This is a genomic window from Enterobacter sp. LM3 (assembly GCF_046622475.1).
GTDB lineage: Bacteria > Pseudomonadota > Gammaproteobacteria > Enterobacterales > Enterobacteriaceae > Enterobacter > Enterobacter cloacae_P.
Window position 1 is genome coordinate 144,113 of sequence record NZ_JBJURN010000007.1, and the last position, 24,682, is coordinate 168,794.

The window sequence follows — 24,682 nt, forward strand, 5'->3', positions numbered from 1 at the left end:
CTGAATAAACCCAAACACAGACGACTACATCGGCGGTAACCGGCGCTTCACTGGTGAACTTTTCACAATCGACGTATTGCACTGGGCGTGCTCCGCCAGGCCATCCAGCAGTGTATCAAGCTGCTCTATCGACCGCACAACCAGCCTGATAACAAAACAATCTTCCCCGGTCACCTTATCGCTCTCAATACACTCCGGCATGGCCTGAATGTATTTATCCACCTTATGCAACAACCCCGGCAAAGGCCGCACGCGCACCAGCGCCTGCAACGTATACCCTAGCGCCCCCAGATTCACCCGCGCACCATAACCCTGAATTACGCCGCGCTCTTCCAGCCTTTTCAGACGCTCCGCCGTGCTGGGCGATGTCAATCCAATACGCCCGCTGAGCACCTTCAGCGACACGCGCGCATCCTCCACCAGGCAGGTTAAAATTTGCCGGTCGATATCATCGGGAAGGTATTCCATCGTTTTCACCTGATTTTAAAAAGCCATTAATGTATTTCACCTTATATCACCCCTGTAAAACCCGGCAGACTTTTTCGACAATAGCATCATTAATCAGGAGGTGGATGATGCGTGATCTGCAAAAAGGCGTATGGCAAATGAGCCTGGCGATGTTAATTTCCGGCTCTATCGGAGCGTTTGTTTTACTCTCCGGCCTGCCGGTGACCGAAGTGGTGTTCTGGCGCTGTTTTATCGGCGCTATCGCTCTTTTTATTTTTATCCGGATGAGTAACAAGCCATTCAGTCCGCTGACCCGAATCACGCTGCTGCTGGCCGTTCTCGGCGGCATTGCGTTAGTGGTGAACTGGCTACTGCTGTTCGCAGCCTACGAACGCATCTCGATTGGCCTTTCTACCGTGGTCTATAACACCCAACCGTTTATGCTGGTGATGATGGGGATGTTGTTAGGCGAACGCGTCAGCCTGGTAAAATGGGGCTGGCTGTTCCTCGCTTTCGGCGGCGTGGTCATTTTGCTTTCCAGCGAGTTAACTGGCGCGCACAGTGGCGAATGGTTCACCGGTATCGGTCTGGCGCTGGGAGCCGCCTTCTTCTACGCGCTGACAGCAATCATTACCCGCAAACTCAGGTCCATTGCACCGCAGCATATCGCCTTTATCCAGGTGCTAACCGGCGTGGTGATGCTGCTGCCGCTGGCGCAGATACCTGCCTTCTCGGGCGACTTTACGTGGCCGATTTTATTAACGCTGGGCATTGTCCACACCGGCATCATGTACCAACTGCTGTACAGCGCCATTCAGAAACTCCCGACGCCAATCACGGGTTCCCTGTCATTCATTTATCCGGTGGTGGCAATCATTGTCGATAACCTGGTATTTGGACATTCGCTGAACATCACGCAACTGGCAGGTGGTGCGCTGATTCTGTTTGCGGCAGCAGGCAACAACCTGGGCTGGGGCGAAAAAAAACCCCGCGAGTGCGGGGTTGGGATCAAAACAACGAATTAGCGACGGGCACGAACAATCTGGTATTTGCGCGTCAGGTACTCGACTGGCGCGCTCCAGATATGAACCAGACGGGAGAACGGGAACAGCACAAACAGCGTCATCCCCAGCACCAGATGTACACGGAAGACAAATGCCACACCGTCGAGATGCTCAGAAGCACCGCCGTGGAAAGTCACCACCGACTGCGCCCAGCCGACCAGTTTCATCATTTCGCTGCCGTCCATATGCTGAGCAGAGAATGGGATCGTCAGCAGACCCAGCGCACACTGCACCATCAGCAGCGAGAGGATCAGGATATCTGCCCCGGTGGTAGTGGCACGTACGCGCGGGCTGAACAGACGGCGTTTCAGCAGCAGCAGCCCACCCACCAGCGTCATCACCCCACAGGCACCGCCCGCAATCATCGCCATCTTCTGCTTCACTTCGACTGGCAGCCAGGCTTCATACATCCAGTGCGGAGTCAGCATACCGAGGAAGTGACCGGCAAAAATCCCCAGGATCCCAATGTGGAACAGGTTGGACGCCAGGTTCATCCCTTTGCGATCCAGCATCTGGCTGGAGGCAGCACGCCAGGTGTACTGACCATAGTCATAACGCAGCCAGCTTCCCACCAGAAACACGGTGCCCGCGATATACGGGTAAATGTCAAAGAAGAACATATTCAGGAAGTGCATTAGTGCTGTCCTCCGTTAGAGATTTCCAAATATTGCGGGGCAACCGCTCCGGCAAAACGACGCTGGTGAGCTGAGATTTCAGATTCGCCACAGTTCTGGTCAGCCAGGAATTTCACCTGCTCTTCTTCCCAGACCGCATCCAGCGCTTGAGGCGTATCATCACGGGCTTCATCCGCGATTTTTTCCGCCACTTTCTCACTGTCGACAGCCGCTTTCGCCAGCTTCACCAGCAGGTCGAACAGCACCGCATAGCAACTTTCACGCTGCTTCAGGCGCGCACCGAGCAGAGCCAGAATCGGTGCGATGTCCTGCAGACCACCGAGCGCCTCTTCTTCAGGCAACTGGGCCAGATACTCCAGATAGAGTGGCAGATGATCCGGCAGCTCGCGGCTGTCAAGCTGCAGACCGTGCTGCTCGTACTGTGCCATCAGGTCAACCATCGCCTGACCACGGTCGCGGGATTCGCCGTGAACGTGTTCAAACAGCAGCAGCGACGTCGCACGGCCACGGTCAAACAGCTGGCTGTAGTCAGCCTGTGCATCCAGAAGATCCCGCGCGAGCAGGTCGCGCAGGAAAGCGCTCAGTGACCGGGCATCTTCTTTATCCAGGTTTTCAGATGACGCGAGTGCATCAAAGAGTTCCTGTTGATGCTGCGCAAGCGCAGCATCCGGGTACTCGAGCAGACGCGAAACAATGACGAGTTCAATCATTGGTGCGGCTCCGTTTTGCTGGTCACATCCAGGGCGTCGATGCGTCGGCTGTTGAACAGGTTGAATTTGGTATCTGAACCGTGGCAACCATCACCAAAGGTGAAGCCACAACCGCTTTTCTCCGGGAAGGCCTCGCGCGCCTGCTCACGGTGGCTGCTCGGTACCACGAAGCGATCTTCATAGTTGGCAATCGCCAGATAGCGGTACATTTCTTGCGCCTGCGCTTCAGTCAGACCGACCTCTTCCAGCGCACGGGTGTCGTTAACGCCATCAACGGTTTCCGCACGTTTAAAGTGACGCATTGCCAGCATACGTTTCAGCGCCAGCAGCACTGGCTGGGTGTCGCCAGCGGTCAGCAGATTCGCCAGGTACTGAACCGGAATACGCAGGCTTTCTACGTCTGGCAGAATACCGTTGCTGCCCAGTTCACCCGCGTCAGCAGCAGACTGAATCGGAGACAGAGGCGGCACGTACCAGACCATCGGCAGCGTGCGGTACTCCGGGTGCAGCGGCAGAGCGAGCTTCCAGTCCATCGCCATTTTGTATACCGGAGACTGTTGTGCCGCGTCGATCACGCTCTGCGGGACACCGTCTTTCAGCGCCTGCTCAATCACTTTCGGATCGTTCGGATCGAGGAACACGTCCAGCTGACGCTGGTACAGATCTTTCTCGTTCTCGGTGCTGGCCGCATTTTCAATTGCATCAGCATCGTACAGCAGCACCCCGAGGTAACGGATACGGCCTACGCAGCTCTCGGAACAGACGGTTGGCATACCCGCTTCGATACGCGGATAACAGAAGATGCACTTCTCTGACTTACCGCTCTTCCAGTTGAAGTAGATCTTTTTATACGGGCAACCGGTGATGCACATGCGCCAGCCACGACACTTGTCCTGGTCAATCAGTACGATACCGTCTTCTTCACGCTTGTAGATGGCTCCGCTCGGGCAGGTTGCTACACACGCCGGGTTCAGGCAGTGCTCGCACAGGCGCGGCAAATACATCATGAAGGTGTTCTCGAACTGACCGTACATGGCTTTCTGCATGTTTTCGAAGTTCTGATCTTTGGCGCGTTTTTCGAACTCGCCGCCCAGAATTTCTTCCCAGTTCGGCCCGCTGGTGATTTTGTCCATGCGCTGACCGGTGATCAGTGAGCGTGGACGGGCAATCGGCTGGTGTTTACTTTCCGGCGCGTTGTGCAGATTCTGGTAGTCGTAATCAAACGGCTCGTAGTAATCGTCAATACCCGGCAGATGTGGGTTGGCGAAGATTTTACCCAGCAGCATTGCACGGTTACCCATGCGCGGTTGCAGTTTACCGTTGATCTTGCGGACCCAGCCGCCCTTCCATTTTTCCTGATTTTCCCAGTCGGTCGGGAAGCCAGTGCCTGGTTTACTTTCTACGTTGTTAAACCAGGCGTATTCCATACCTTCACGGCTGGTCCAGACGTTTTTACAGGTGACTGAGCAGGTATGACAGCCGATGCATTTATCCAGATTCAGCACCATGCCGACTTGTGAACGAATTTTCATTTTACGCTCTCCTGTACCTGGTCATTACCTTCGCCGTCTAACCAGTTAATATTCTTCATCTTACGAACCACCACAAACTCATCGCGGTTTGACCCTACGGTGCCGTAGTAGTTAAAGCCGTAGGCCAGCTGCGCATAACCGCCGATCATGTGGGTCGGTTTTGGCGTAATACGGGTCACGGAGTTGTGAATACCGCCACGCTGCTCGGTGATTTCTGAACCCGGCAGGTTAACGATACGTTCCTGCGCGTGGTACATCATGGTCATCCCGGCGGGTACACGCTGGCTCACTACCGCACGGGCCGTCAGCGCACCGTTGCTGTTGAACACTTCGATCCAGTCGTTATCTTCAATACCCAGATCTTTGGCATCCGCTTCGCTCATCCACACAATCGGGCCACCACGGGACAACGTCAGCATCAGCAGGTTGTCGCTGTAGGTGGAGTGGATCCCCCACTTCTGGTGCGGTGTCAGGAAGTTCAGCGCTTTTTCCGGATTACCGTTGGATTTCTTGCCCATCACCCCTTTCACTGAGCGGGTATCGATTGGCGGACGGTAAACCAGCAGGCTTTCCCCGAAATCACGCATCCACTGGTGATCCTGATACAGCGACTGACGACCGGACAGGGTACGCCAGGGGATCAGCTCGTGAACGTTGGTATAACCGGCGTTATAAGACACGTGCTCATCTTCCAGGCCTGACCAGGTTGGGCTGGAGATAATTTTGCGCGGCTGAGCCTGAATATCGCGGAAGCGGATTTTCTCTTCCTCTTTATTCGTTGCCAGGTGCGTGTGATCACGCCCGGTAAACTCACTCAGCGCCGCCCATGCTTTCACGGCCACGTGACCGTTGGTTTCTGGTGCCAGGGTCAGGATCATCTCTGCAGCATCAATTGCGGTGTTCAGCATTGGCTGGCCTTTCGCCGGGCCATCTGCTTTGGTGTAATTGAGCTTACGCAGCAGATCCATTTCGCTCTGGGTATTCCAGGCGATGCCTTTACCGCCGTTACCGATTTTCTCCATCAGCGGGCCGATAGAGGTAAAGCGCTCGTATGTCGCCGGATAATCACGTTCAACCGCAATAATGTGCGGTGCCGTCACACCCGGGATCAGGTCACATTCGCCTTTTTTCCAGTCTTTCACGTCCAGTGGCTGCGCCAGTTCGGCAGCGGAGTCGTGCTGAATTGGCAGGGTAACCACGTCCGTTTCTTTACCCAGATGGCCCACGCAGACTTCGGAGAATACCTTCGCGATATCTTTGTAGATTTCCCAGTCGCTTTTCGATTCCCACGCCGGGTCAACAGCGGCAGACAGCGGATGAATAAACGGATGCATATCCGAGGTATTCATGTCGTCTTTTTCATACCAGGTGGCGGTTGGCAGCACGATGTCGGAATACAGACAGGTGCTGGACAGACGGAAGTCCAGCGTCACCACCAGATCCAGTTTCCCGTCCAGGCCGTTGTCCTGCCATTCCACTTCCTCCGGCTTCACGCCGCCCTGCTTGCCAAGATCTTTACCCTGAATACCGTTTTCAGTACCGAGCAGATACTTCAGCATGTACTCGTGGCCCTTACCGGATGAGCCCAGCAAGTTGGAGCGCCAGATAAAGAGGTTACGCGGGTGGTTTTTACCGTTTTCTGGCTGCTCAGCCGCAAAACGAATGGAACCGTCCTTCAGGGATTTCACGGTGTAATCCGCCGGGGTCATACCGGCTTTCTTCGCTTCTTCCGCGATGCGCAGCGGGTTAGTGCCCAGCTGTGGTGCAGACGGCAGCCAGCCCATACGTTCAGCGCGAACGTTAAAGTCAAGCAGGTGGCCACTGTAGCGGGATTTATCCGCCATTGGTGATAATAATTCCTGCGCGGTAACCGTCTCGTAACGCCACTGGCTGGAGTGGTTATAGAAGTAAGACGTGCTGTTCATGTGACGCGCAGGACGCTGCCAGTCAAGAGCAAACGCCAGCGGCTGCCAGCCGGTCTGCGGACGCAGTTTTTCCTGGCCCACATAGTGTGCCCAGCCGCCGCCGCTCTGGCCTACACAACCGCAGAAGATAAGCATATTGATAAGACCGCGATAGTTCATATCGAGGTGATACCAGTGGTTCAGACCGGCACCGACGATGATCATCGAACGACCGTGCGTTTTATCGGCATTTTCCGCGAACTCGCGTGCGATGCGGGTGATCTGCGCGCGTGGAACACCGGTGATCTGCTCCGCCCAGGCCGGAGTGTACGCTTTCACGTCGTCATAGCTGGTGGCACAGTTTTCATCATTCAGACCGCGATCCAGACCATAGTTGGCCATTGTCAGATCGTAAACGGTAGTCACCAGTGCGGTAGAGCCATCGGCCAGCTGCAGGCGTTTCACCGGCAGCTTGTGCATCAGTACGTTTTGCAGTTCAACTTTATTAAAGTGTTCGGTACCATCGCCGCCAAAGTACGGGAAGCCAACGTCAGCGATATCGTCCTGGCTGCCCAGCATGCTCAGACACAGCTCGGTTTCCGCGCCGCTCGTACCGTCGCGTTGTTCCAGGTTCCATTTACCCTTTTCACCCCAGCGGAAACCGATAGAGCCGTTAGGCGCAACCAGTTCGCCGTTGCTGTTGCAGGCAACTGTTTTCCATTCCGGGTTATTTTCCTGGCCCAGTGCATCGACCAGGTCAGCAGCACGCAGCATACGGCCCGCGGCATAGTAGCCGTCGCGCTCTTCCAGCATCACCAGCATTGGCAGGTCGGTATAACGACGCACGTAATCGGTAAAGTACTGGCTTGGTTTGTCCAGGTGGAATTCACGCAGCATGACGTGGCCCATCGCCAGCGCCATTGCGGAGTCGGTGCCCTGTTTTGGTGCCAGCCACAGGTCACACAGTTTAGCGATTTCCGCATAGTCAGGTGTAATCGCAACGGTTTTGGTGCCTTTGTAGCGTACTTCAGTGAAGAAGTGAGCATCCGGGGTACGCGTCTGCGGAACGTTAGAGCCCCAGGCAAGGATGTAGCTGGAGTTATACCAGTCAGCGGACTCAGGCACGTCAGTCTGCTCGCCCCACGTCTGCGGAGAGGCCGGCGGCAGGTCACAGTACCAGTCGTAGAAGCTCAGGCAGGTACCACCAATCAGGGACAGATAGCGCGCGCCAGAAGCGTAAGAAACCATCGACATCGCCGGAATTGGCGAGAAGCCCGCCACGCGGTCAGGGCCGTAGGTTTTAACGGTGTAGACGTTAGAGGCCGCAATCAGCTCATTCACTTCTTTCCAGGAGGAACGGACAAAGCCGCCGCGCCCGCGGGCCTGTTTGAAGCTTTTGGCTTTGTCGGCATCTTCGATAATAGACGCCCAGGCATCAACCGGATCGCTGTAACGGACTTTCGCTTCACGCCACATTTTCATCAGGCGTTTGCGCATCAGAGGGTATTTCAGACGGTTAGCGCTGTAGAGATACCAGGAATAGCTTGCGCCACGCGGACAGCCACGCGGTTCGTGATTCGGCATATCCGGACGGGTGCGCGGATAATCAGTCTGCTGCATTTCCCAGGTTACCAGACCATTTTTAACGAAAATCTTCCAGCTACATGAGCCAGTGCAGTTTACGCCGTGGGTCGAACGAACCACTTTGTCATGTTGCCAGCGCTGGCGGTAACCGTCTTCCCAGTCCCGGTTGGTCTCCAGAACCTGGCCGTGCCCATCGGCAAAAGTTTCACCCTTCTGTTTGAAGTAGCGAAACCGGTCCAAAAATTTGCTCATCGGGTATCTCCTGTGTGGAGCCTGTGGCTCTCTAAATCGACATTGCTGATTTGCAGCGAAGGTAACGCCCTGAAAGAGAGGGAGAATTGATAACGATCAAGGGTGGAGGGGTCTGTTTTATGGAGGGTTACGCGAAATACCACCAAAGAAGTAGCGACTTTAATTTTCTAACCATCTGTTTTTAAATGAATTTAACAAACATCCATCACTATAGTTGTAAAAACCCACGACGATTAGTTATTAAGTGGTAGGTATTTTTGGGGGTTTAAGAACAGTGCATGAGTCTCATTTTTTATTTCATCGTCTAGAGTTCTTTTAAATATCCCAAATTCCCCACCCAGGATTTAATGATGAGTGAACCGTCCCCCCTTCATGTCCAGACATCTGACATAGAAATAGAAAATAAAGCTATCAACACGCGCCGAAAAGAGCTGGGTTTAAATGAAATCGATGACACGGGCACCGTGGGTCTGGCGCTGTCAGGGGGCGGAATTCGCAGTGCCACATTTTGTCTGGGTCTGGTGCGCGCGCTGGCCAAAAAAGGGCTGCTAAAAAAAATAGATTACCTGTCGACAGTCTCAGGTGGGGGATATTTAGGGGGCATGTTGGGACGTTTATATGCTTTACCGCCAACGAACCGCCCGGTAGAGCAATCACTTGCCAGTGATGACACCATTTTGCTTGCATGGCTACGAAACAATGGCCGGTATCTTACCCCTGCGGGGTTTCTCGACAAATCGCTGGCGATCACGCAAATTTTCCGCTCTTTCCTGGCGTCGTTATTTCTCCTGACATTAATGTGTCTGGTCGTGAGCGGTATTGCCATCAGCCTGAATACCCTGTTGGTCTTAGAGCCCAAAGCACTGGCAACGCCCCCCTGGCTTATCGCGCTCGCCATTCCAGTCTATTTCTCTGCAGCACTGTCGCTCTCTTACTGGATACTTGATGTAAACAAACCCAAAAAATCGCTAAAAATCGCGTTCACGATTACGACGCTTTGTTATGTGCTGTTCGCATGGATAACCCAATTACCCGGTTATTTTGTACAACCATACATTCCGTTGATCGCCCTGCTCATTATCACGCTTATTAATATAAAATGCGTTAGCGCCCCACTGAAAATACTCAGTCCTGACCCTGGAACGCTCCGACAGCAACTCACCCGGGCGATGGCAAACTGCCTGTGGCTGGCAGGGGTAATCCTGTGTCTGTGGATTATTTATGGTCTGGGGTTGCTCTGGTCCAGAGGAATTTCAGTTTCAGATGCGCTGATCCCCCCCACACTTCTGGCGCTGTTAAAAGCCGTCTGGGAAGTGAATGGCGTAAAAAAATTACTCAGTAAAATGAAAAAAAGTGGCCCTCGTATCTCAATCAGTTTGACGCAAGGTGCCAACATTCTTGGCTACCTTTTGTTACTGTTTTCGCTGGTCACTGTATGTGCCGCAGAAATCCATATTCTCAGTTACACATCTCTTTTCCGTTATGCCTTGTACCCCTCACTGTTGGGTTTAGCAATCGTGGGTTTCCTCAGCTATCTCTGTAAACCGGAGCGAATAATCAAATTTCTGAATCTAAGCTCCCTGCATAACTTCTATCGTTCACGTATTGAGCGGGCGTGGCTGTCGGTTGCCAATGTGGGTTCTTCGCACAATAACCGTTTTAAGCAAAGCCCATTAATTGACTGGTTTGATCATAAGCCTGGTGATATCAAGAAAGTCACCGATGCGCTGCCAATGGATGACGTGCAATTCAAAGACTATCAGCCGCATAACAATCAGGGACCCATTCATCTCATCACCTGTTGTATTAACCAGACGGTAGACGACCGTTCAGGAAACTATAACGCCGACAGAAAAGGAATTGCGTTAACGGTCAGTTCATTTGGTTTTGAAACAGGAACGTCTTTTCCAAAGCCCTCTTCCGAACTGGAGAGTTCGACATTATCAAAATGGGTGGCAATCTCAGGGGCCGCAGCCGCAACAGGAATGGGATCGCTGACATCTCCGGGGCTGGCATTAATCCTTTTTCTGATTGGCGGCCGGTTAGGCTACTGGGAAAAGAATCTCACCCCCAAAGCCAACAAATCGTCTTTAATTCCCGCCCTGTTCGCCGAAATGTTTGCCCAATTTCCCGGTAAAAACAGCGAATACTGGTATCTCTCGGATGGCGGGCATTTCGAAAATACAGGTGTTTATCCCCTCCTGAAACGTCGGGTTAAAACCATCGTCGTTGCCGACTGCGGCGCAGACCCCGAGTTTATCTTCGACGATCTGGAAAATCTGGTGCGTAAAGCGCGGATTGATTACGCCATTTCTATCGTGTTTACCCCCTCTCCTGGCCCTGAATTCAGCGCTGTTACAACATTAAAAAAAGGCGATATTACTCCTCCTCTCATTAAGGCAACCATTTTTTACCCGGCACAGGATGGCAAACCCGCCATGAAAGGGACATTGCTTGTCGTCAAACCCCACTTACTGGAAGGCATGGGGTTAGACACCGAGCGCTATGCAAAACGTCATAGCGATTTTCCACAGCAAACAACAGGGGATCAGTTCTTTGATGAGGAACAATGGGAAGCCTATCACCAGCTAGGTTTGCAGGTAGGTAAAGCAATTACAAAAGATATGTTGTCGTAGCAAAAAAAAGCGCGGCCCGGAGGCCGCGCAAACGGATAATCAAACTTACTTGTTTTTCTTGGTATTACGGCCATATACCAGCCACGTAATCACGACGCAGGCGATATAGAAGACGAGGAACACTTTCATTGCCCCGGCCGGAGAGCCGGTCAGATCCAGGGAGATACCGAACGCTTTCGGGATAAAGAAGCCGCCAATCGCGCCAATCGCCGAGATAAAGCCCAGCGCCGCCGCAGTATCGGTCGCAGCTTCACGCATTGCCTGCTCTTCACTTCCACCCTGCGCTTTCACGCGATCCATCGTCAGCTTACGGAAGATAACGGAGATCATCTGGAAGGTTGAAGCACTGCCCAGACCGGCCGCCAGGAACAGCACCATAAACACGCCGAAGAAGGCGATGAAGTTACCACCCTGTCCGCCTGTCGGCAGCGTCAGGAACAGCAGCGCACAGAAGACAGCCATCACAACAAAGTTCACGAGGGTGACGCGGGTCCCGCCCAGACGGTCAGACACCATCCCGCCCAGAGAACGCGCCAGCGCGCCGATAAATGGACCGAAGAACGCAAAATGCAGGATCTGTACTTCCGGGAACTGCGTTTTCGACAGCATGGCAAAGCCCGCCGAGAAACCGATAAACGAACCGAACGTTGCCAGATACAGTAGCGCCATCACCCACAGGTGACCGCGCTTCAGTACCGGCAACTGCTCGCTCAGCGACGCCTTCGACGCAGACAGGTCATTCATAAAGAACCAGGCTGCCAGAGTGAATACCACCAGGAACGGTACCCAAATCCAGGCCGCATTCTGCAGGTACAGGGAAGACCCATCCGCCTGCTCAACACCACCGCCACCAAAGGCCGCGAAGATGGAGACAGAGATCGCCAGCGGTGCAATCAGCTGCATCACGCTCACGCCCATGTTCCCCAGACCGCCGTTAATACCCAGCGCACCGCCCTGCTTCGCTTTCGGGAAGAAGAAGCTGATGTTTGCCATGCTGGAAGCAAAGTTAGCACCGGCAAAACCGCACAGCAGGGAAATCATCACGAACACGCTAAACGGCGTGGAAGTATCCTGCACGGCGAAACCGAGCCACACGCAAGGCACGATCATGATACCGGTACTGAACGCCGTCCAGCGACGACCGCCAAAGACCGGCACCATAAATGCGTAAGGGACACGCAACAGTGCGCCTGACAGCGACGGCAGTGCGGTCAGCATAAACAACTGGTCGGTGGTAAAGGCAAAACCGACTTTCGGCAGGTTAACCGCCACGGCACTAAACAGCATCCATACGCAAAACGCTAACAATAAACACGGAACGGAAATCCACAAATTACGACTTGCTACACGATGGCCGCGCTGTTGCCAGAACGCCGGATCCTCCGGACGCCATTCTGTAATAACGGCACCATTTTCCCTTTCGGGAGCGGATGAGTGACTCATAGACACCTCTGATTCTCGAATGATGCTGCAAACATTAGGGTTTTAGGGCGGCGGTAAGTTGATATAAATCAAAGGAAAAGTGGGAGGATTTGCGGCGAAAAAAAAGCCATCACTCTTAGTGGGTAGACTTTGGTGGTAAAAAAGATGTGGTTTTTCACGGTACTGAAGCATCCCTGTGCATCCCTCCTCCTGACCATTACCCCACTGGCAATTTAGAGGTAATCCTTTATTGGTATGGGTATACTCCAGGGTATGCACGAGAATAGCGGCCATTCCTGCAAGCAGGCCACGTCAGGAGCCCGGCAACTCTATGTTAAAAAGATGTTTATCCCCGTTGACGCTGGTTAACCAGCTGGCGCTTATTGTCTTGCTGTCTACTGCTATCGGTGTGACTGGCATGGCTATCTCTGGCTGGCTGGTACAGGGGGTACAGGGTAATGCACATGCCATCAATGAGGCAGGTTCACTACGCATGCAGAGTTACCGTCTGCTGGCGTCGGTACCGTTGACGCAGGATGACCAGAAGCTGGTTGACGACATGGAGCGTACCGCATTCAGCCCGGCGCTGGAACAGGCCGCCATTCGCGCCGGACAAGAGTCTCAGCTTAAATCACTGCAGAACTACTGGCACACGCAACTGGAGCCGGGGTTAAAACAGGCTGCACGCGCCGACACCGTCGCCCAGGACGTTGCCGGGTTCGTTTCACGCATTGATGCGCTGGTCTCCTCTTTCGATCAAGCCACTGAGCTACGCATTAACCGCGTGGTGATGGTTCACCGCGCGATGGCGCTGTTCATGGCGCTGCTGCTGATTTTCACCATCGTCTGGCTACGCGCGCGGCTGTTGAATCCGTGGAAACAGCTGCTGGCGATGGCGCGCGCCGTGACGGCAAGAGACTTTACGCAGCGTACCCATATCAGCGGGCGTAACGAAATGGCGATGCTGGGTCAGGCGCTCAATACCATGTCGGAAGAGCTGTCAGAAAGCTACGCGGTGCTGGAGCAACGGGTACAGGAAAAAACGGCCGGGCTTGAGCAGAAAAACGAAATCCTCTCGTTCCTGTGGCAGGCCAACCGACGTCTGCATATGCAGGTGCCGCTGTGCGAGCGGCTCTCTCCGGTACTGAACGGCCTGCAAAACCTGACGCTACTCCATGACCTGGAGCTGCGGGTCTACGACGTTGAAGATGAAGAAAATCATCAGGAATTTACCTGTCAGTCGGACATGTCCTGCGATGACAAAGGGTGTCACCTTTGCCCACGCGGTTTACCGCCTCTGACCACCAGCGGCACAACGCTTAAGTGGCGGCTGACAGACAGCCACACGCAGTACGGTATTTTACTCGCAACGCTACCTGCCGGACGCCACCTCAGCCACGACCAACAGCAGCTGGTAGATACTCTGGTGGAACAGTTAACGGCCACGCTGGCGCTCGACAGGCATCAGGAAAAACAGCAGCAGTTGATCGTCATGGAAGAACGCGCCACCATCGCCCGTGAGCTTCACGACTCCATTGCCCAGTCGCTCTCCTGTATGAAAATGCAGGTGAGCTGCCTGCAGATGCAGGATGCGGGCATGCCGGAAAGCAGCAAACAGTTACTGAGCCAGATCCGCAACGAGCTGAATACCTCCTGGGTACAACTTCGCGAGCTGTTGACCACTTTCCGCCTGCAGCTGACCGAACCGGGCCTGCGTCCCGCGCTGGAGTCCAGCTGTCAAGAATTTAGCGCCCGACTGGGGTTCCCGGTGAAGCTGGATTACCAGCTCCCCCCGCGTTTCGTCCCTTCCCATCAGGCCATCCATTTATTGCAGATCGCCCGCGAAGCCCTGAGCAACGTGCTCAAACATTCCGGCGCGACGGCAGTGACGGTAACCGTCAGCCAGCACACGAATCAGGTGAAGCTCACGGTTCAGGACAACGGCTGCGGCGTGCCGGAAAATGCCGAAAGAACTAACCACTATGGTTTAATTATCATGCGAGACCGCGCGCAAAGCCTGCGCGGTGATTGCCAGGTTCGTCGGAGAGAGCCCGGTGGCACTGAAGTCGTGGTCACCTTTATTCCCGAAAAACCGCTTACAACTGCTCAAGGAGAAAACCATGACTAATCAGGAACCGGCATCCATCCTGTTGATCGACGACCATCCGATGCTGCGTACTGGCGTAAAACAGCTGGTCAGCATGGCACCCGATATCACCGTGGTTGGCGAAGCCAGCAATGGCGAACAGGGTATTGAGCTTGCCGAATCCCTCGATCCCGATCTGATCTTACTCGATCTGAATATGCCCGGCATGAACGGTCTGGAAACCCTCGACAAGCTGCGGGAAAAATCACTTTCTGGCCGCGTGGTGGTCTTTAGCGTCTCGAACCACGAAGAAGATGTCGTCACGGCACTGAAGCGCGGCGCAGACGGCTATCTGCTAAAAGATATGGAGCCAGAAGATCTGCTCAAGGCGTTACAACAGGCTGCCGCCGGAGAGATGGTACTGAGCGAAGCATTAACGCCAGTGCTGGCCGCCAGCCTGCGGGCAAACCGTGCCACCTCTGACCGTGACGTCAGCCAGTTAACACCGCGCGAGCGCGATATTCTGAAGCTGATTGCCCAGGGCCTGCCGAACAAAATGATCGCCCGTCGCCTGGATATCACCGAAAGCACGGTCAAAGTGCATGTCAAACACATGCTGAAGAAAATGAAGTTAAAATCCCGCGTCGAAGCCGCCGTGTGGGTACATCAGGAACGTATTTTCTGATGTCACTCCTCCGGCAGCAGCTTCCACCGGGGATCGTCATTCGGTAATGCGATAAGCGGCTGCACCACCGTTAGCGTGATCTCATTGGAAGAGACACGCTGCCCATTTTCATCTTCCACTACCACTGACAGCCGCCAGCGGTTGCTTGCCCCCTCGCGGTCATCCCAGGCAGGCATAATGACGCTCCAGCCATCGCTTTTGGTACTGTTTGCCGGTGACGTCAGGCTCAGCGCCTGCGTATCCCCTTGCCAGTGAAGCTGACGAACACCGCGCGCGCTGCGTATCTGGAGCTTCAGCATTACGGTTTCACCCCCTTTCAGATCCCACGGCGGCGTTGCCAGATAAACCGACAGCGTTTTGCGCTGGCGAAACGCCATAACCGGTAAGCTATCCCGTTCCGGCGAATCATAGCGACTACCGCGAAGAGAACGCGTGGTGGCAACTTCGCTGGCTGAAAGTTGTTTAAAGAGCGGTACGCCAAAGCGATAGTTGAGTTTTAGCCCGAGGATATTCTGGCTGACCCCACTCTCCCCCTGCTTATGTGTAGCCGTCAGGGTGACCAGCGGAACCGGGGTATAATTAAGCCCCAGATTGACCGCCATCGGGTTGTGATTGCCCGTTCCACTGTTAAACAGGTCGACGTTGTCACCAAAATACTGCTCAAGGCTGATGCTGGTGTTCAGGTGATGGAACCACGGTAGCCAGGCTTTGGCCGTTACGTCATATCCACGCGCCATCCGCTGCTCCTGAATGTCGGAATGCTCGCGCCAGCCAGAAAACGGTTGATAGTAGTTGGCCGATAAATGCAGGTTTTCACCCCACGCTTCCGCTCCCAACCCGGCACGCTGAAGGTTTTCATCCAGCAGGTTGTCGTAAAACGTGTTGTAACCCAGCAGCCAGTTTCCGGTTATCCAGCGCTGCCCGACCCCGGCATGACTCACCAGCCCGTCCGTTTGTTGCGTCAGGCCAAGCTGACTCCAGCTCAAATACCGGTTGTTGTCGCGCCAGGGAATAAACCAGCGTCCGCTGCTGCCGTTAAATTTGCCATTTTCATCGACCAGTAAATCCGCGCTGGCATTACCCCAGGGGGAGAGCCACGATTCAATCTGCTGGTTTACCTCCCCGCTCACCGCATCACGCACCTGACCAAATGCGAACTGACGCGCCTGCTCTCCGGTGTTCAAACCATTATCGGTCATACTGGCTTCGCCAAACGCTTTTACCATCTCCGCCAGGTGTTTTTCCCTTTCAGCCGAAGGGTGGGCAAGGCCGAGATCCGGTAAACCGTCGCCATTGTTATCAAAGGGGTTTTTCGCCTGTTGCATAAAAGCATCCGGCGCACCGTGAACGGCTCCGGCCAAAAAAAGGAGGAGTAAAAACAGGGGGCGAAAGCGGGACGATACAACCATCAACGTCGGAAATAAGAACCTGTGTTTATGAAAATACGCTTAATACCTTAACGCGATCGGGAGTGAATTACAGTCTTAACGGAAATTTCAGGAATATCCTGAAACTGACTATCGGATGGTACTTCATGTGGCGTAAGCGCCACCCGACGCCTTTATCCCCTCGACCCAATCAATGTCTTCAGCTCCGGTACACACGATCCGCAGTTCGTGCCACAGCGCAATGTTGCCCCCAGTGCCGCAGCGGAATCACACCCTCCGGCAATCGCCTCACGTATTGCATTTTCACCCACGCTAAAGCAGCTGCAGATGATCCGCCCCGGCTCCACGCGCGTCCCCGGGTTTTGCCCGTTCAGCAGCGCATGGCGTTCAGCAAGCTGCACGGGGGCGTTACGAAATGCCTCTTCTATAAACGTATGTGCCAGCGCCGGCAGTTCTGTACCTTCCCAGTAACCGAGCATCAGCTCACCCTGATGCCAGGCCAGTACGCTACTGCGTTCGCCGGTCTGGGCGATTTGCATCTGCCAGCCCCGGGCCGTGCAGTAGTTCATCACCCATTCCAGCAGCGGCTTATCACCTGCAATCGTCAGACGTGAGGCTTTGCGCCACCAGTAAACGGAAGACGGCAGTTCCGGCAGCGTGCGGGCGTAAAGTTCACCCTGCCAGCCGGGCTGCCAGGGCATGATCCTCACGGCCGTTTGTTTGCTTTCCGGCTGACCCGAGAGCGGATCGCAGCGCCCTTCCACCAGCGTATTCACTTTTCCCTGACGGGCGAAACACCCATTCCAGTGCATCGGCACAAACAACTCCCCCGCCCGCAGTCCATCGTGGATGCGAGCCCTGGCAACCATCACCCCGCGCGGTGAGCTGATCCGCGCCAGCTGCCCGTCGTGCAGTGCAAACCGCGTGGCATCGGTAGCACAAATATCGACAAACGGCTCGGCGATATGTTGCATCAGTCTGGCGACGTACCCCGTGCGGGTCATGGTGTGCCATTGATCGCGAATGCGCCCGGTGTTTAACAGCAGAGGATAAAGTGCATCCACGGTAGCGGCGTGTGACGTCGGCTCAACGGGCACAATCTGCCGACGCGGAAAATCCCCTGCCGACCACTGGTATGGCTCCAGAGCATCCCATTCATCGCGGGTGAGCGCAGCAAGTTCGCGCAGGTTCAACGCCCGCTCGCCGTTATTTTCAAATGCCGTAAGCGCCGCATGTTCGCAAAAAATCTCCTGCGGATGTGTCCAGGCAAACGCCTCGCCGTAGCCCAGCTGTTTCGCCACCTGAGCGATGACCCACCAGTCCGGTTTTGCCTCTCCCGGCGCAGGCAGGAAGGCACGCTGGCGTGAAATACGCCGTTCAGAGTTGGTCACCGTGCCGTTTTTCTCTCCCCAGCCCAGTACCGGGAAACGGATATGGGCAAACCGGCTGGTATCGGTTTCCTCCATCACCTCAGACACCATCACCAGTGGACAGCTCGCCAGCGCCTGGCACACCGCGTGACTGTCCGGCAGCGACACGGCCGGGTTGGTGCCCATAATCCACACCGCTTTCACCTCACCACGGGCAATGGCATCAAACAGCTCTACCGCCATCAGCCCTGGCGTTTGCGCCAGCCGCGCAGTTCCCCAGAAACGTGCCACTCGCGAGAGATCGTCCGGTTCAAAGTTCATGTGTGCCGCCAGCTGATTCGCCAGGCCGCCCACTTCCCGCCCTCCCATCGCATTTGGCTGTCCGGTCAGCGAAAACGGACCACAGCCCTGTTTAGCAAATTTTCCGCTGGCAAGATGGACGTTGATGATGGCATTACACTTGTCGCTGCCGCTGGAGGACTGGTTGATCCCCATCGTATAGAGCGTGATGGCGCGCGGAGCAGTGAGAAACCAGTCGTAAAAAGTGCCAATCTCTTCCGGCGACAGGCCACAAAACTCCGCCACGCGGGCCATCGGCCACACGTCAGTGCCCTGGATAACGTTAAGCAAACCGACAAACAGCCCGGCGTCACTGCCGGGTGTAAGCGCCAGATGCAGGTCAGTGATATCGCAGGTGGCGGTTTTGCGTGGGTCGATCACCACCACTTTCATCTCCGGATTAGCCTGCCGCGCCTGTACCAGCCGCTGATACAACACCGGGTGCGTCCATGCTGCATTCGACCCGACCAGCACCACCAGATCGCTGTTTTCCACATCGTCATAGCTGCACGGTACAATGTCTTCACCAAAGGCTCGCTTATAGCCCACCACTGCCGACGACATGCAGAGCCGCGAGTTGGTATCAATATTCGCCGCGCCGATAAACCCTTTCATCAGCTTGTTGGCGGCGTAATAGTCCTCGGTTAACAGCTGGCCAGACGCGTAAAACGCCACGGCCTGCGGCCCCCAGGTGTCGATGACCTCCCGCAGTCGTTCGCCTGCCGTACTCAGCGCCTCTCCCCACTCCACCTGATGACCGTCGACAACGGGACGCAATAAGCGCCCCTGCAGCCCGGTGGTTTCACCCAACGCCGAACCTTTTACGCAAAGCCGACCGCTATTTGCGGGGTGGTTTTCATCTCCCCGCACAGCGATCTTATCGTCCTCGACTCTGGCGACCACACCACAGCCCACCCCGCAGTAAGGGCACGTTGTTCGGGTTTCATTCATGATGCCTCCGCCCGCATCACCAGCGCATCGTTACCGACCCACACCTTGCCGTTCTCTATTTTCACCGGCCAGGCGCGCACCGCCGGTTCACCATTGTCGATCTGGCAACCATCACGCAGGCGAATGCGCTGTTTGTAGAGCGGGGAGATCACCACCGGCTCTCCTCCCGCATCACCGAGAATGCCGCGTGAAAGCACGTTTGCGTTGCTGCCCGGCTCCAGATCGTCAAGGGCATAGACAGACTTGCCAAAACGGAACAGTGCGATGTGTTTGCGTCCCAGCCGTGCGCCAATCCCCGCCTGCTTCGGAATATCATCGATGCCACAAATTTCCTGCCAGCGCTTGCTGTCATCCGTCGTGGTGCCGTTCACTGCGGTACGGAACAGCGCCAGCCGGTTTGGATCGTTAAGCGTGGTTTGCCATTCGCACTGATATGTCTCCACCACCCGGGCCATCTCCTGCTCAAGTTCGTGGGCAATACCCAGGCTATCGTTGAGGATCACCTCACGCAGGTAGTCGAGTCCCCCTTCCAGGTTGTCCATCCAGGTGCTGGTGCGTTGCAGGCGATCCGCCGTGCGGACATAGAACATCAGGAAACGATCGACGGTACGGATCAACGTTTCGTCATCCAGATCGCTGGCAAACAGATCCGCATGGCGCGGTTTCATGCCGCCGTTGCCGCACAGATAGAGGTTCCACCCCTTGTCCGTGGCAATAACGCCAACGTCTTTACTCTGCGCTTCGGCGCATTCACGGGTACAGCCGGACACCGCCATTTTGATTTTATGCGGAGAACGCAGGCCTTTATAACGATGCTCCAGCTTCACCGCGAGGCCGGTGGAATCCTGTACACCGTAACGACACCAGGTCGAGCCGACGCAGGATTTCACCGTACGCAGCGACTTACCGTACGCATGCCCGGTTTCAAACCCGGCCTCCACCAGCGCCTGCCAGATCTCCGGCAGTCGGTCGAGCGTGGCCCCAAACAGGTCAATACGCTGCCCACCGGTGATTTTGCTGTACAGGTTATAGCGTTTCGCGATCTGGCCGATGGCGATCAGCCCGTCGGCAGTCACTTCACCCGCAGGCATGCGCGGCACAATGGAATAGGTTCCGTCCTTCTGGATATTGGCAAAATAGCGGTCGTTGGTGTCCTGCAGCGGCAGATGCGCCGGTTTGAGCAGATACTCATTCCAGCAGGACGCCAGCACCGACCCCACCAGCGGCTTACAAATTTCGCACCCGTGCCCCTGCCCGTAGCGGCTAATCAGCTGCTCAAAAGTGTGGATATGGTTGACGCGCACCAGGTGGTAAATCTCCTGGCGTGAGTACGGGAAGTGTTCACAGATATCTTTTTTCACCTCCACACCCTGCTCCGCAAGCTGGAATTCCATCACCTGTTTTACCAGCGCACTACACCCCCCGCAGCCGGTTGCCGCTTTGGTACACTGCTTGATGGCCCCGATATCCGTCGCACCGGCACTCACTGCCTGGCAGATATCGCCTTTACTGACGTTATGGCAGGAGCAGATCTGCGCACTTTCCGGCAACGCTGCCACGCCGAGTGCTTTTGGCGCACCGCCGGAGAGCGCGGGTAAAATCAGCGTTTCTGGCTCTTTTGGCAGACTGATACCGTTGAGCATCATCTGCACCAGTGTGGCGTATTCACTGGCATCGCCCACCAGCACACCGCCTAACAGGGTTTTGCTGTCATGGCTGACCACAATTTTTTTGTAGATTTGCTGTGGGCCGTGCGTCCACTGGTAGCTTAATGCGCCTGGCGTACGGCCATGCGCATCGCCAAACGAGGCCACATCCACCCCGAGCAGTTTCAGTTTGGTGCTCATATCGGCTCCGGCGAATGATTTCTCCTCGCCCGCCAGGGCCGCGGCGGCAACGCGAGCCATCTGGTAGCCAGGCGCAACCAGACCAAAAATTTTGCCCTCCCAGAGCGCACACTCTCCGATGGCAAAGACGTCTTTATCGGAAGTCTGGCAGTGCGTATCAATGCAGATCCCGCCTCGCTCGCCAGTGAGCAAACCGCTGCTACGGGCCAGCGCATCCTGCGGACGAATCCCCGCTGAGAAGACCACCATATCGGTTTCCAGCTGCTCCCCCCCGGCAAAGCGTAATACCAGCCCGTCGTCCGTTGAGGCGATTTCGGTGGTGGCTTTACTGGTGTGAACCCCTACGCCCAGCGCCTCGATTTTTTTACGCAGCATTGAAGCGCCATCGTTGTCGAGCTGCACCGCCATCAGGTTGGGGGCAAACTCCACCACATGCGTTTCCAGCCCCAGCTGCTTCAGAGCGTTTGCCGCTTCCAGCCCGAGCAGACCGCCGCCGATCACCACCCCACGACGGGCACCTTCAGCATGCGCAGCAATGTTGTCGAGATCGTCCAGCGTACGGTAGACAAAACAGCCCGGGAGATCGTTGCCCGGCACGGGGGGAACGAACGGATACGATCCGGTTGCCAGCACCAGTTTGTCCCAGTGGGTTTCATGCCCGCTGGCCGTGCGCACCACATGAGCCTCACGATCGATAGCAACCACCTGCTGCGACAGGCGCAGCTCAATGCCGTTATCAGCAAAGAAATCCCCGGCCACCAGCGAGAGTGATTCCGCGCTACGCCCGCCAAAATACTCAGACAGATGGACGCGGTCATAGGCGGCGTAACGTTCCTCGCCAAAAACGACAATCTGGTATTGCTGGTGCAAATTGCGGCTAACGCAATCTTCAAGAAAATGATGGCCGACCATACCGTGTCCAACCACCACCAGAGTAGGTTTTGTCATAGCTTTCTGTCCTGCAACCTGCGGTTGCGTTGTGAAACGATCGAACAGCCAGTCCGCGTGAGCAGGAGCTGCCGTTGCCAGTAAATCGGTAAAGGTTGCCGCGCTACGGCAATCCCCCATCAGCAGCACGCCAGCCAGCACGCCGCGATGGATCAATAAACGACGGTAGTGGCGCGTCAGTGGGTCCCATGAGCTCCAGACCACATCGTCGGGCTGCGCGGCGGCACGCCCGAGGCTGAACAACGCCATGCCGGTCACCTTGAGCCGCATCCCGCTGTCGTTGAGCGCAAAGGGTGCAGTCTTCTCCCCGGTCAGTCGGGCCGCGAGGATATCCGCCTGCGCCAGGCAAGGGGCGACGAGGCCAAACGTCTGGCCGTCAATTTCGCAGCATTCACCAATAGCGCTAATATTCGGTGCGGAGGTCTGCATCTGCGGATCCACCACAATGCCGCGCGCGCAGTGAACGCCGCTGGCTTTTGCCAGGGTGATGCAGGGCTGCACGCCGGTGGCGAGCACCACGCGCGTGGCGTGAAGCTGACGCCCGTTCAGCAATGTCACCGAATCGGCCGTCACGGCAGTGATGCCTGACGACAGTTCACAGCGAACACCGCGCTCCGCCAGCGCCTCTTCAAGCAGCACACCCGCCTGCTGATCCAGCTGTTGCTCCATCAACCACGCACCACGATGCACAATGGTGACGTTGTCACAAGTCAGGGCAAGCGCCGCTGCCGTTTCAACGCCCAGAACACCACCGCCCAACACCACTGCCGGACCTGACCTGTCGAGGATGGCGCGGGTATCTGCAAGCGTGCGAAAGGTCAACACATGCGGCGCATCACCTCCAGGTATTGGCGGCACAACGGGTATTGACCCGGTGGCAAAGACCAGTTCATCCCACAACAGCGTCTGGCTTTGGGTGTGAACTGTCCGCGCCGCCACATCCACAGCGGTGACCTTTTCCCCTCTCAGCACCGTGACGCCGCGTTCGCGATACCAGTTGTCATCCTGCAGACGGATCGTTGCCGCCTGTTTTTCACCACCGAGAACCGGAGAGAGCTGAATACGGTTGTAAGCATGCTCCTGCTCTTCACCGATGACGGTGATGGCGAAACGACCGGGCGCACGTTCGGTCAGCGAGGCAATCAGCCGCGTTGCTGCCATTCCATTACCGATAATCACCAGTCGCATCGTGGCCTCCTCGTTACGCCGCTTTGGGCTGTTTTTCATAGAGGAAATGGAGGATTTGCTGACGCATATGGTGATAGCGGCTGTCTTCCGCCAGCTGTACCCGGTTGCGCGGGCGTGGCAGGTCAACGTGCAGGATCTCTCCCACGGTTGCCGCCGGGCCGTTGGTCATCATCAGCACGCGGTCAGAAAGCAGGACCGCCTCGTCCACATCGTGGGTGATAAGCACAATGGTGGTGTTCAACGTCTGCTGGATTTGCATCACCGAATCCTGCAGATGAGCACGCGTGAGTGCATCCAGCGCCCCGAAAGGTTCATCCATCAGTAACACTTTCGGCTTCATCGCCAGCGCACGGGCGATGCCAACACGCTGTTTCATCCCCCCGGAAATCTCCCCCGGACGTTTATGCAGGGCATGCCCCATCTGCACTCGTTCAAGATTGTGTTCAATCCACTCCCGGCGTTCAGCCTTGCTCATGGTGCGACGAAACACCTGATCCACCGCCAGTGCGACGTTGTCGAAACAGGTCAGCCACGGCAGCAAAGAGTGGTTCTGGAACACCACCGCACGCTCTGGTCCAGGGCCTGCAATTTCGCGGTTATCGCAAATCAGCCCGCCTTCTGTCGGTAAGGTGATCCCGGCGATAAGGTTCAGCAGCGTCGACTTACCGCAGCCGGAGTGGCCAATCAGGCTCACGGTTTCACCTTCGTGAATATCAAAAGAGACGTTTTGCAGCGCCAGAAACTCCCCGCTGGCAGTGGAAAAACGCTGGCTCACGGCCTGTACCTGAATTAACGGTTTCATAGTCACTCCTTATTTTTCCTGCCAGCTAAAGCGACGGGCGATCAGCATCAATCCCTGCTCCAGCAGCAACCCGACCACGCCAATAATGACGATGGCGATGAGAATGTTTTCGACGTTGAGGTTGTTCCACTCATTCCAGATCCAGAAACCGATCCCTAACCCCCCGGTCAGCATCTCGGCGGCAACAATCACCAGCCAGGCAATGCCGATGGACAGGCGTACCCCGGTCAGTACCGCCGGAAGAACCGCCGGAAAGAGGATGCGACGCATAACCGTCCACTCAGAGAGTTGCAGCACACGGGCAACATTGAGGTAATCCTGTGGAATACGACGTACCCCTTCGGCGGTGTTGATCACCATTGGCCAGATCGAGCAGATGAAAATCGTCCAGCTCGATGCCGGTTCCGCTTTCTGGAACAACAGCAGGCCAATGGGCAGCCATGCCAGCGGGCTGACCGGGCGTAACAGGGCGATCAACGGGCCAAACATGCGGGAGAAAAAGGTGAAGCGACCAATCAGAAAACCCAGCGGAATACCTGCCAGCGCCGCCAGACCAAAGCCCACCGCCACGCGCTGCAGTGAGGCGAGTACGTTCCAGCCGATGCCCATATCATTTGGCCCGTCGCGGTAAAACGGGTCGGCAAACAGGGTTAAGGCGGAATCCAGCGTGCTGAGCGGAGTCGGGAAGCCTTTACTGTTAATCGCCGCCAGTTGCCACAGCAACACCAGTAACCCCAGGCCGAGAAACGCCGGAATGATGCGCTGTAAAACGTCATTAAGACGGCGCGTAAACGCTGGCGCACGACGGCGAACCTGTACCGGTGGCAGGCTAATCACCTCCCCACTCACCGGCGTTTTTTCTTTGGATGTCGTACGTTGCAGATGCTGCATA

General features: G+C 55.8%; 15 protein-coding genes. 4 read left to right on the forward strand and 11 right to left on the reverse strand.

The features are described from left to right. Positions 1-24: 24 nt before the first annotated feature. The gene (locus ACJ9N4_RS10745; RefSeq protein ID WP_182271689.1) at positions 25-468 is read right to left on the reverse strand and encodes an Lrp/AsnC family transcriptional regulator; all 444 of its coding nucleotides are present in this window, start codon (positions 466-468) and stop codon (positions 25-27) included. Between the two features lie 107 nt (positions 469-575). On the opposite strand from ACJ9N4_RS10745, the gene ACJ9N4_RS10750 reads away from it, so the two are divergent. Next, the gene (locus ACJ9N4_RS10750) at positions 576-1,472 is read left to right on the forward strand and encodes a DMT family transporter (RefSeq protein WP_182920027.1); all 897 of its coding nucleotides are present in this window, start codon (positions 576-578) and stop codon (positions 1,470-1,472) included. Here the strand turns inward: ACJ9N4_RS10750 and narI are convergent. Genes narI through ACJ9N4_RS10770 form a run of 4 tightly spaced genes read right to left on the reverse strand, consistent with a single transcriptional unit; the run spans position 1,469 to position 8,128 of the window. After that, positions 1,469-2,146: a respiratory nitrate reductase subunit gamma gene (gene narI / locus ACJ9N4_RS10755; RefSeq protein ID WP_182271690.1), complete on the reverse strand. Its 678-nt coding sequence runs from the start codon at positions 2,144-2,146 to the stop codon at positions 1,469-1,471. The genes ACJ9N4_RS10750 and narI overlap by 4 nt on opposite strands. Continuing rightward, positions 2,146-2,856 (reverse strand): nitrate reductase molybdenum cofactor assembly chaperone, encoded by a 711-nt coding sequence (narJ, locus tag ACJ9N4_RS10760; RefSeq protein ID WP_182919945.1) that lies wholly within the window; start codon positions 2,854-2,856, stop codon positions 2,146-2,148. The genes narI and narJ overlap by 1 nt, the downstream gene beginning before the upstream one ends. Continuing rightward, complete coding sequence (gene narH, locus ACJ9N4_RS10765) at positions 2,853-4,388, reverse strand: nitrate reductase subunit beta (RefSeq protein ID WP_182271692.1); 1,536 nt, start codon at positions 4,386-4,388, stop codon at positions 2,853-2,855. The genes narJ and narH overlap by 4 nt, the downstream gene beginning before the upstream one ends. Further along, entirely contained in the window at positions 4,385-8,128 is a 3,744-nt protein-coding gene (locus tag ACJ9N4_RS10770; RefSeq protein WP_182271693.1) for a nitrate reductase subunit alpha, read from the reverse strand. The genes narH and ACJ9N4_RS10770 overlap by 4 nt, the downstream gene beginning before the upstream one ends. A gap of 347 nt (positions 8,129-8,475) precedes the next feature. Here ACJ9N4_RS10770 and ACJ9N4_RS10775 point away from each other — a divergent pair, with 347 nt between their 5' ends. After that, on the forward strand, positions 8,476-10,764 hold the full coding sequence (locus tag ACJ9N4_RS10775) for a patatin-like phospholipase family protein (RefSeq protein WP_411500465.1): 2,289 nt from the start codon (positions 8,476-8,478) through the stop codon (positions 10,762-10,764). Between the two features lie 45 nt (positions 10,765-10,809). Here the strand turns inward: ACJ9N4_RS10775 and ACJ9N4_RS10780 are convergent, their stop codons facing one another. After that, entirely contained in the window at positions 10,810-12,207 is a 1,398-nt protein-coding gene (locus tag ACJ9N4_RS10780; RefSeq protein ID WP_182271695.1) for a NarK family nitrate/nitrite MFS transporter, read from the reverse strand. Between the two features lie 310 nt (positions 12,208-12,517). Here ACJ9N4_RS10780 and narX point away from each other — a divergent pair, with 310 nt between their 5' ends. Together narX and narL are read left to right on the forward strand one after the other, a co-directional pair. Then, positions 12,518-14,314: a nitrate/nitrite two-component system sensor histidine kinase NarX gene (narX, locus tag ACJ9N4_RS10785; protein ID WP_182919941.1), complete on the forward strand. Its 1,797-nt coding sequence runs from the start codon at positions 12,518-12,520 to the stop codon at positions 14,312-14,314. Beyond that, positions 14,307-14,957, forward strand: coding sequence for a two-component system response regulator NarL (gene narL / locus ACJ9N4_RS10790; protein WP_003856701.1), 651 nt, complete (start codon positions 14,307-14,309; stop codon positions 14,955-14,957). Before narX ends, narL begins: the two co-directional genes overlap by 8 nt. Before the next feature lie 2 nt (positions 14,958-14,959). On the opposite strand, the gene ACJ9N4_RS10795 is transcribed toward narL, so the two are convergent. From ACJ9N4_RS10795 to ntrB, 5 genes are all read right to left on the reverse strand, one after another. Then, the gene (locus tag ACJ9N4_RS10795; protein WP_182274526.1) at positions 14,960-16,366 is read right to left on the reverse strand and encodes a YchO/YchP family invasin; all 1,407 of its coding nucleotides are present in this window, start codon (positions 16,364-16,366) and stop codon (positions 14,960-14,962) included. A gap of 152 nt (positions 16,367-16,518) precedes the next feature. Continuing rightward, a complete protein-coding gene (locus ACJ9N4_RS10800) occupies positions 16,519-19,005 on the reverse strand; it encodes a molybdopterin-dependent oxidoreductase (RefSeq protein ID WP_411500466.1) in 2,487 nt (828 codons plus the stop codon). After that, positions 19,002-22,988: a nitrite reductase large subunit NirB gene (nirB, locus tag ACJ9N4_RS10805; RefSeq protein WP_411500467.1), complete on the reverse strand. Its 3,987-nt coding sequence runs from the start codon at positions 22,986-22,988 to the stop codon at positions 19,002-19,004. Before nirB ends, ACJ9N4_RS10800 begins: the two co-directional genes overlap by 4 nt. A gap of 13 nt (positions 22,989-23,001) precedes the next feature. Beyond that, positions 23,002-23,790: an ABC transporter ATP-binding protein gene (locus ACJ9N4_RS10810; protein ID WP_182271699.1), complete on the reverse strand. Its 789-nt coding sequence runs from the start codon at positions 23,788-23,790 to the stop codon at positions 23,002-23,004. A gap of 9 nt (positions 23,791-23,799) precedes the next feature. After that, on the reverse strand, positions 23,800-24,681 hold the full coding sequence (gene ntrB / locus ACJ9N4_RS10815; protein ID WP_182271700.1) for a nitrate ABC transporter permease: 882 nt from the start codon (positions 24,679-24,681) through the stop codon (positions 23,800-23,802). Position 24,682 lies beyond the last annotated feature (1 nt).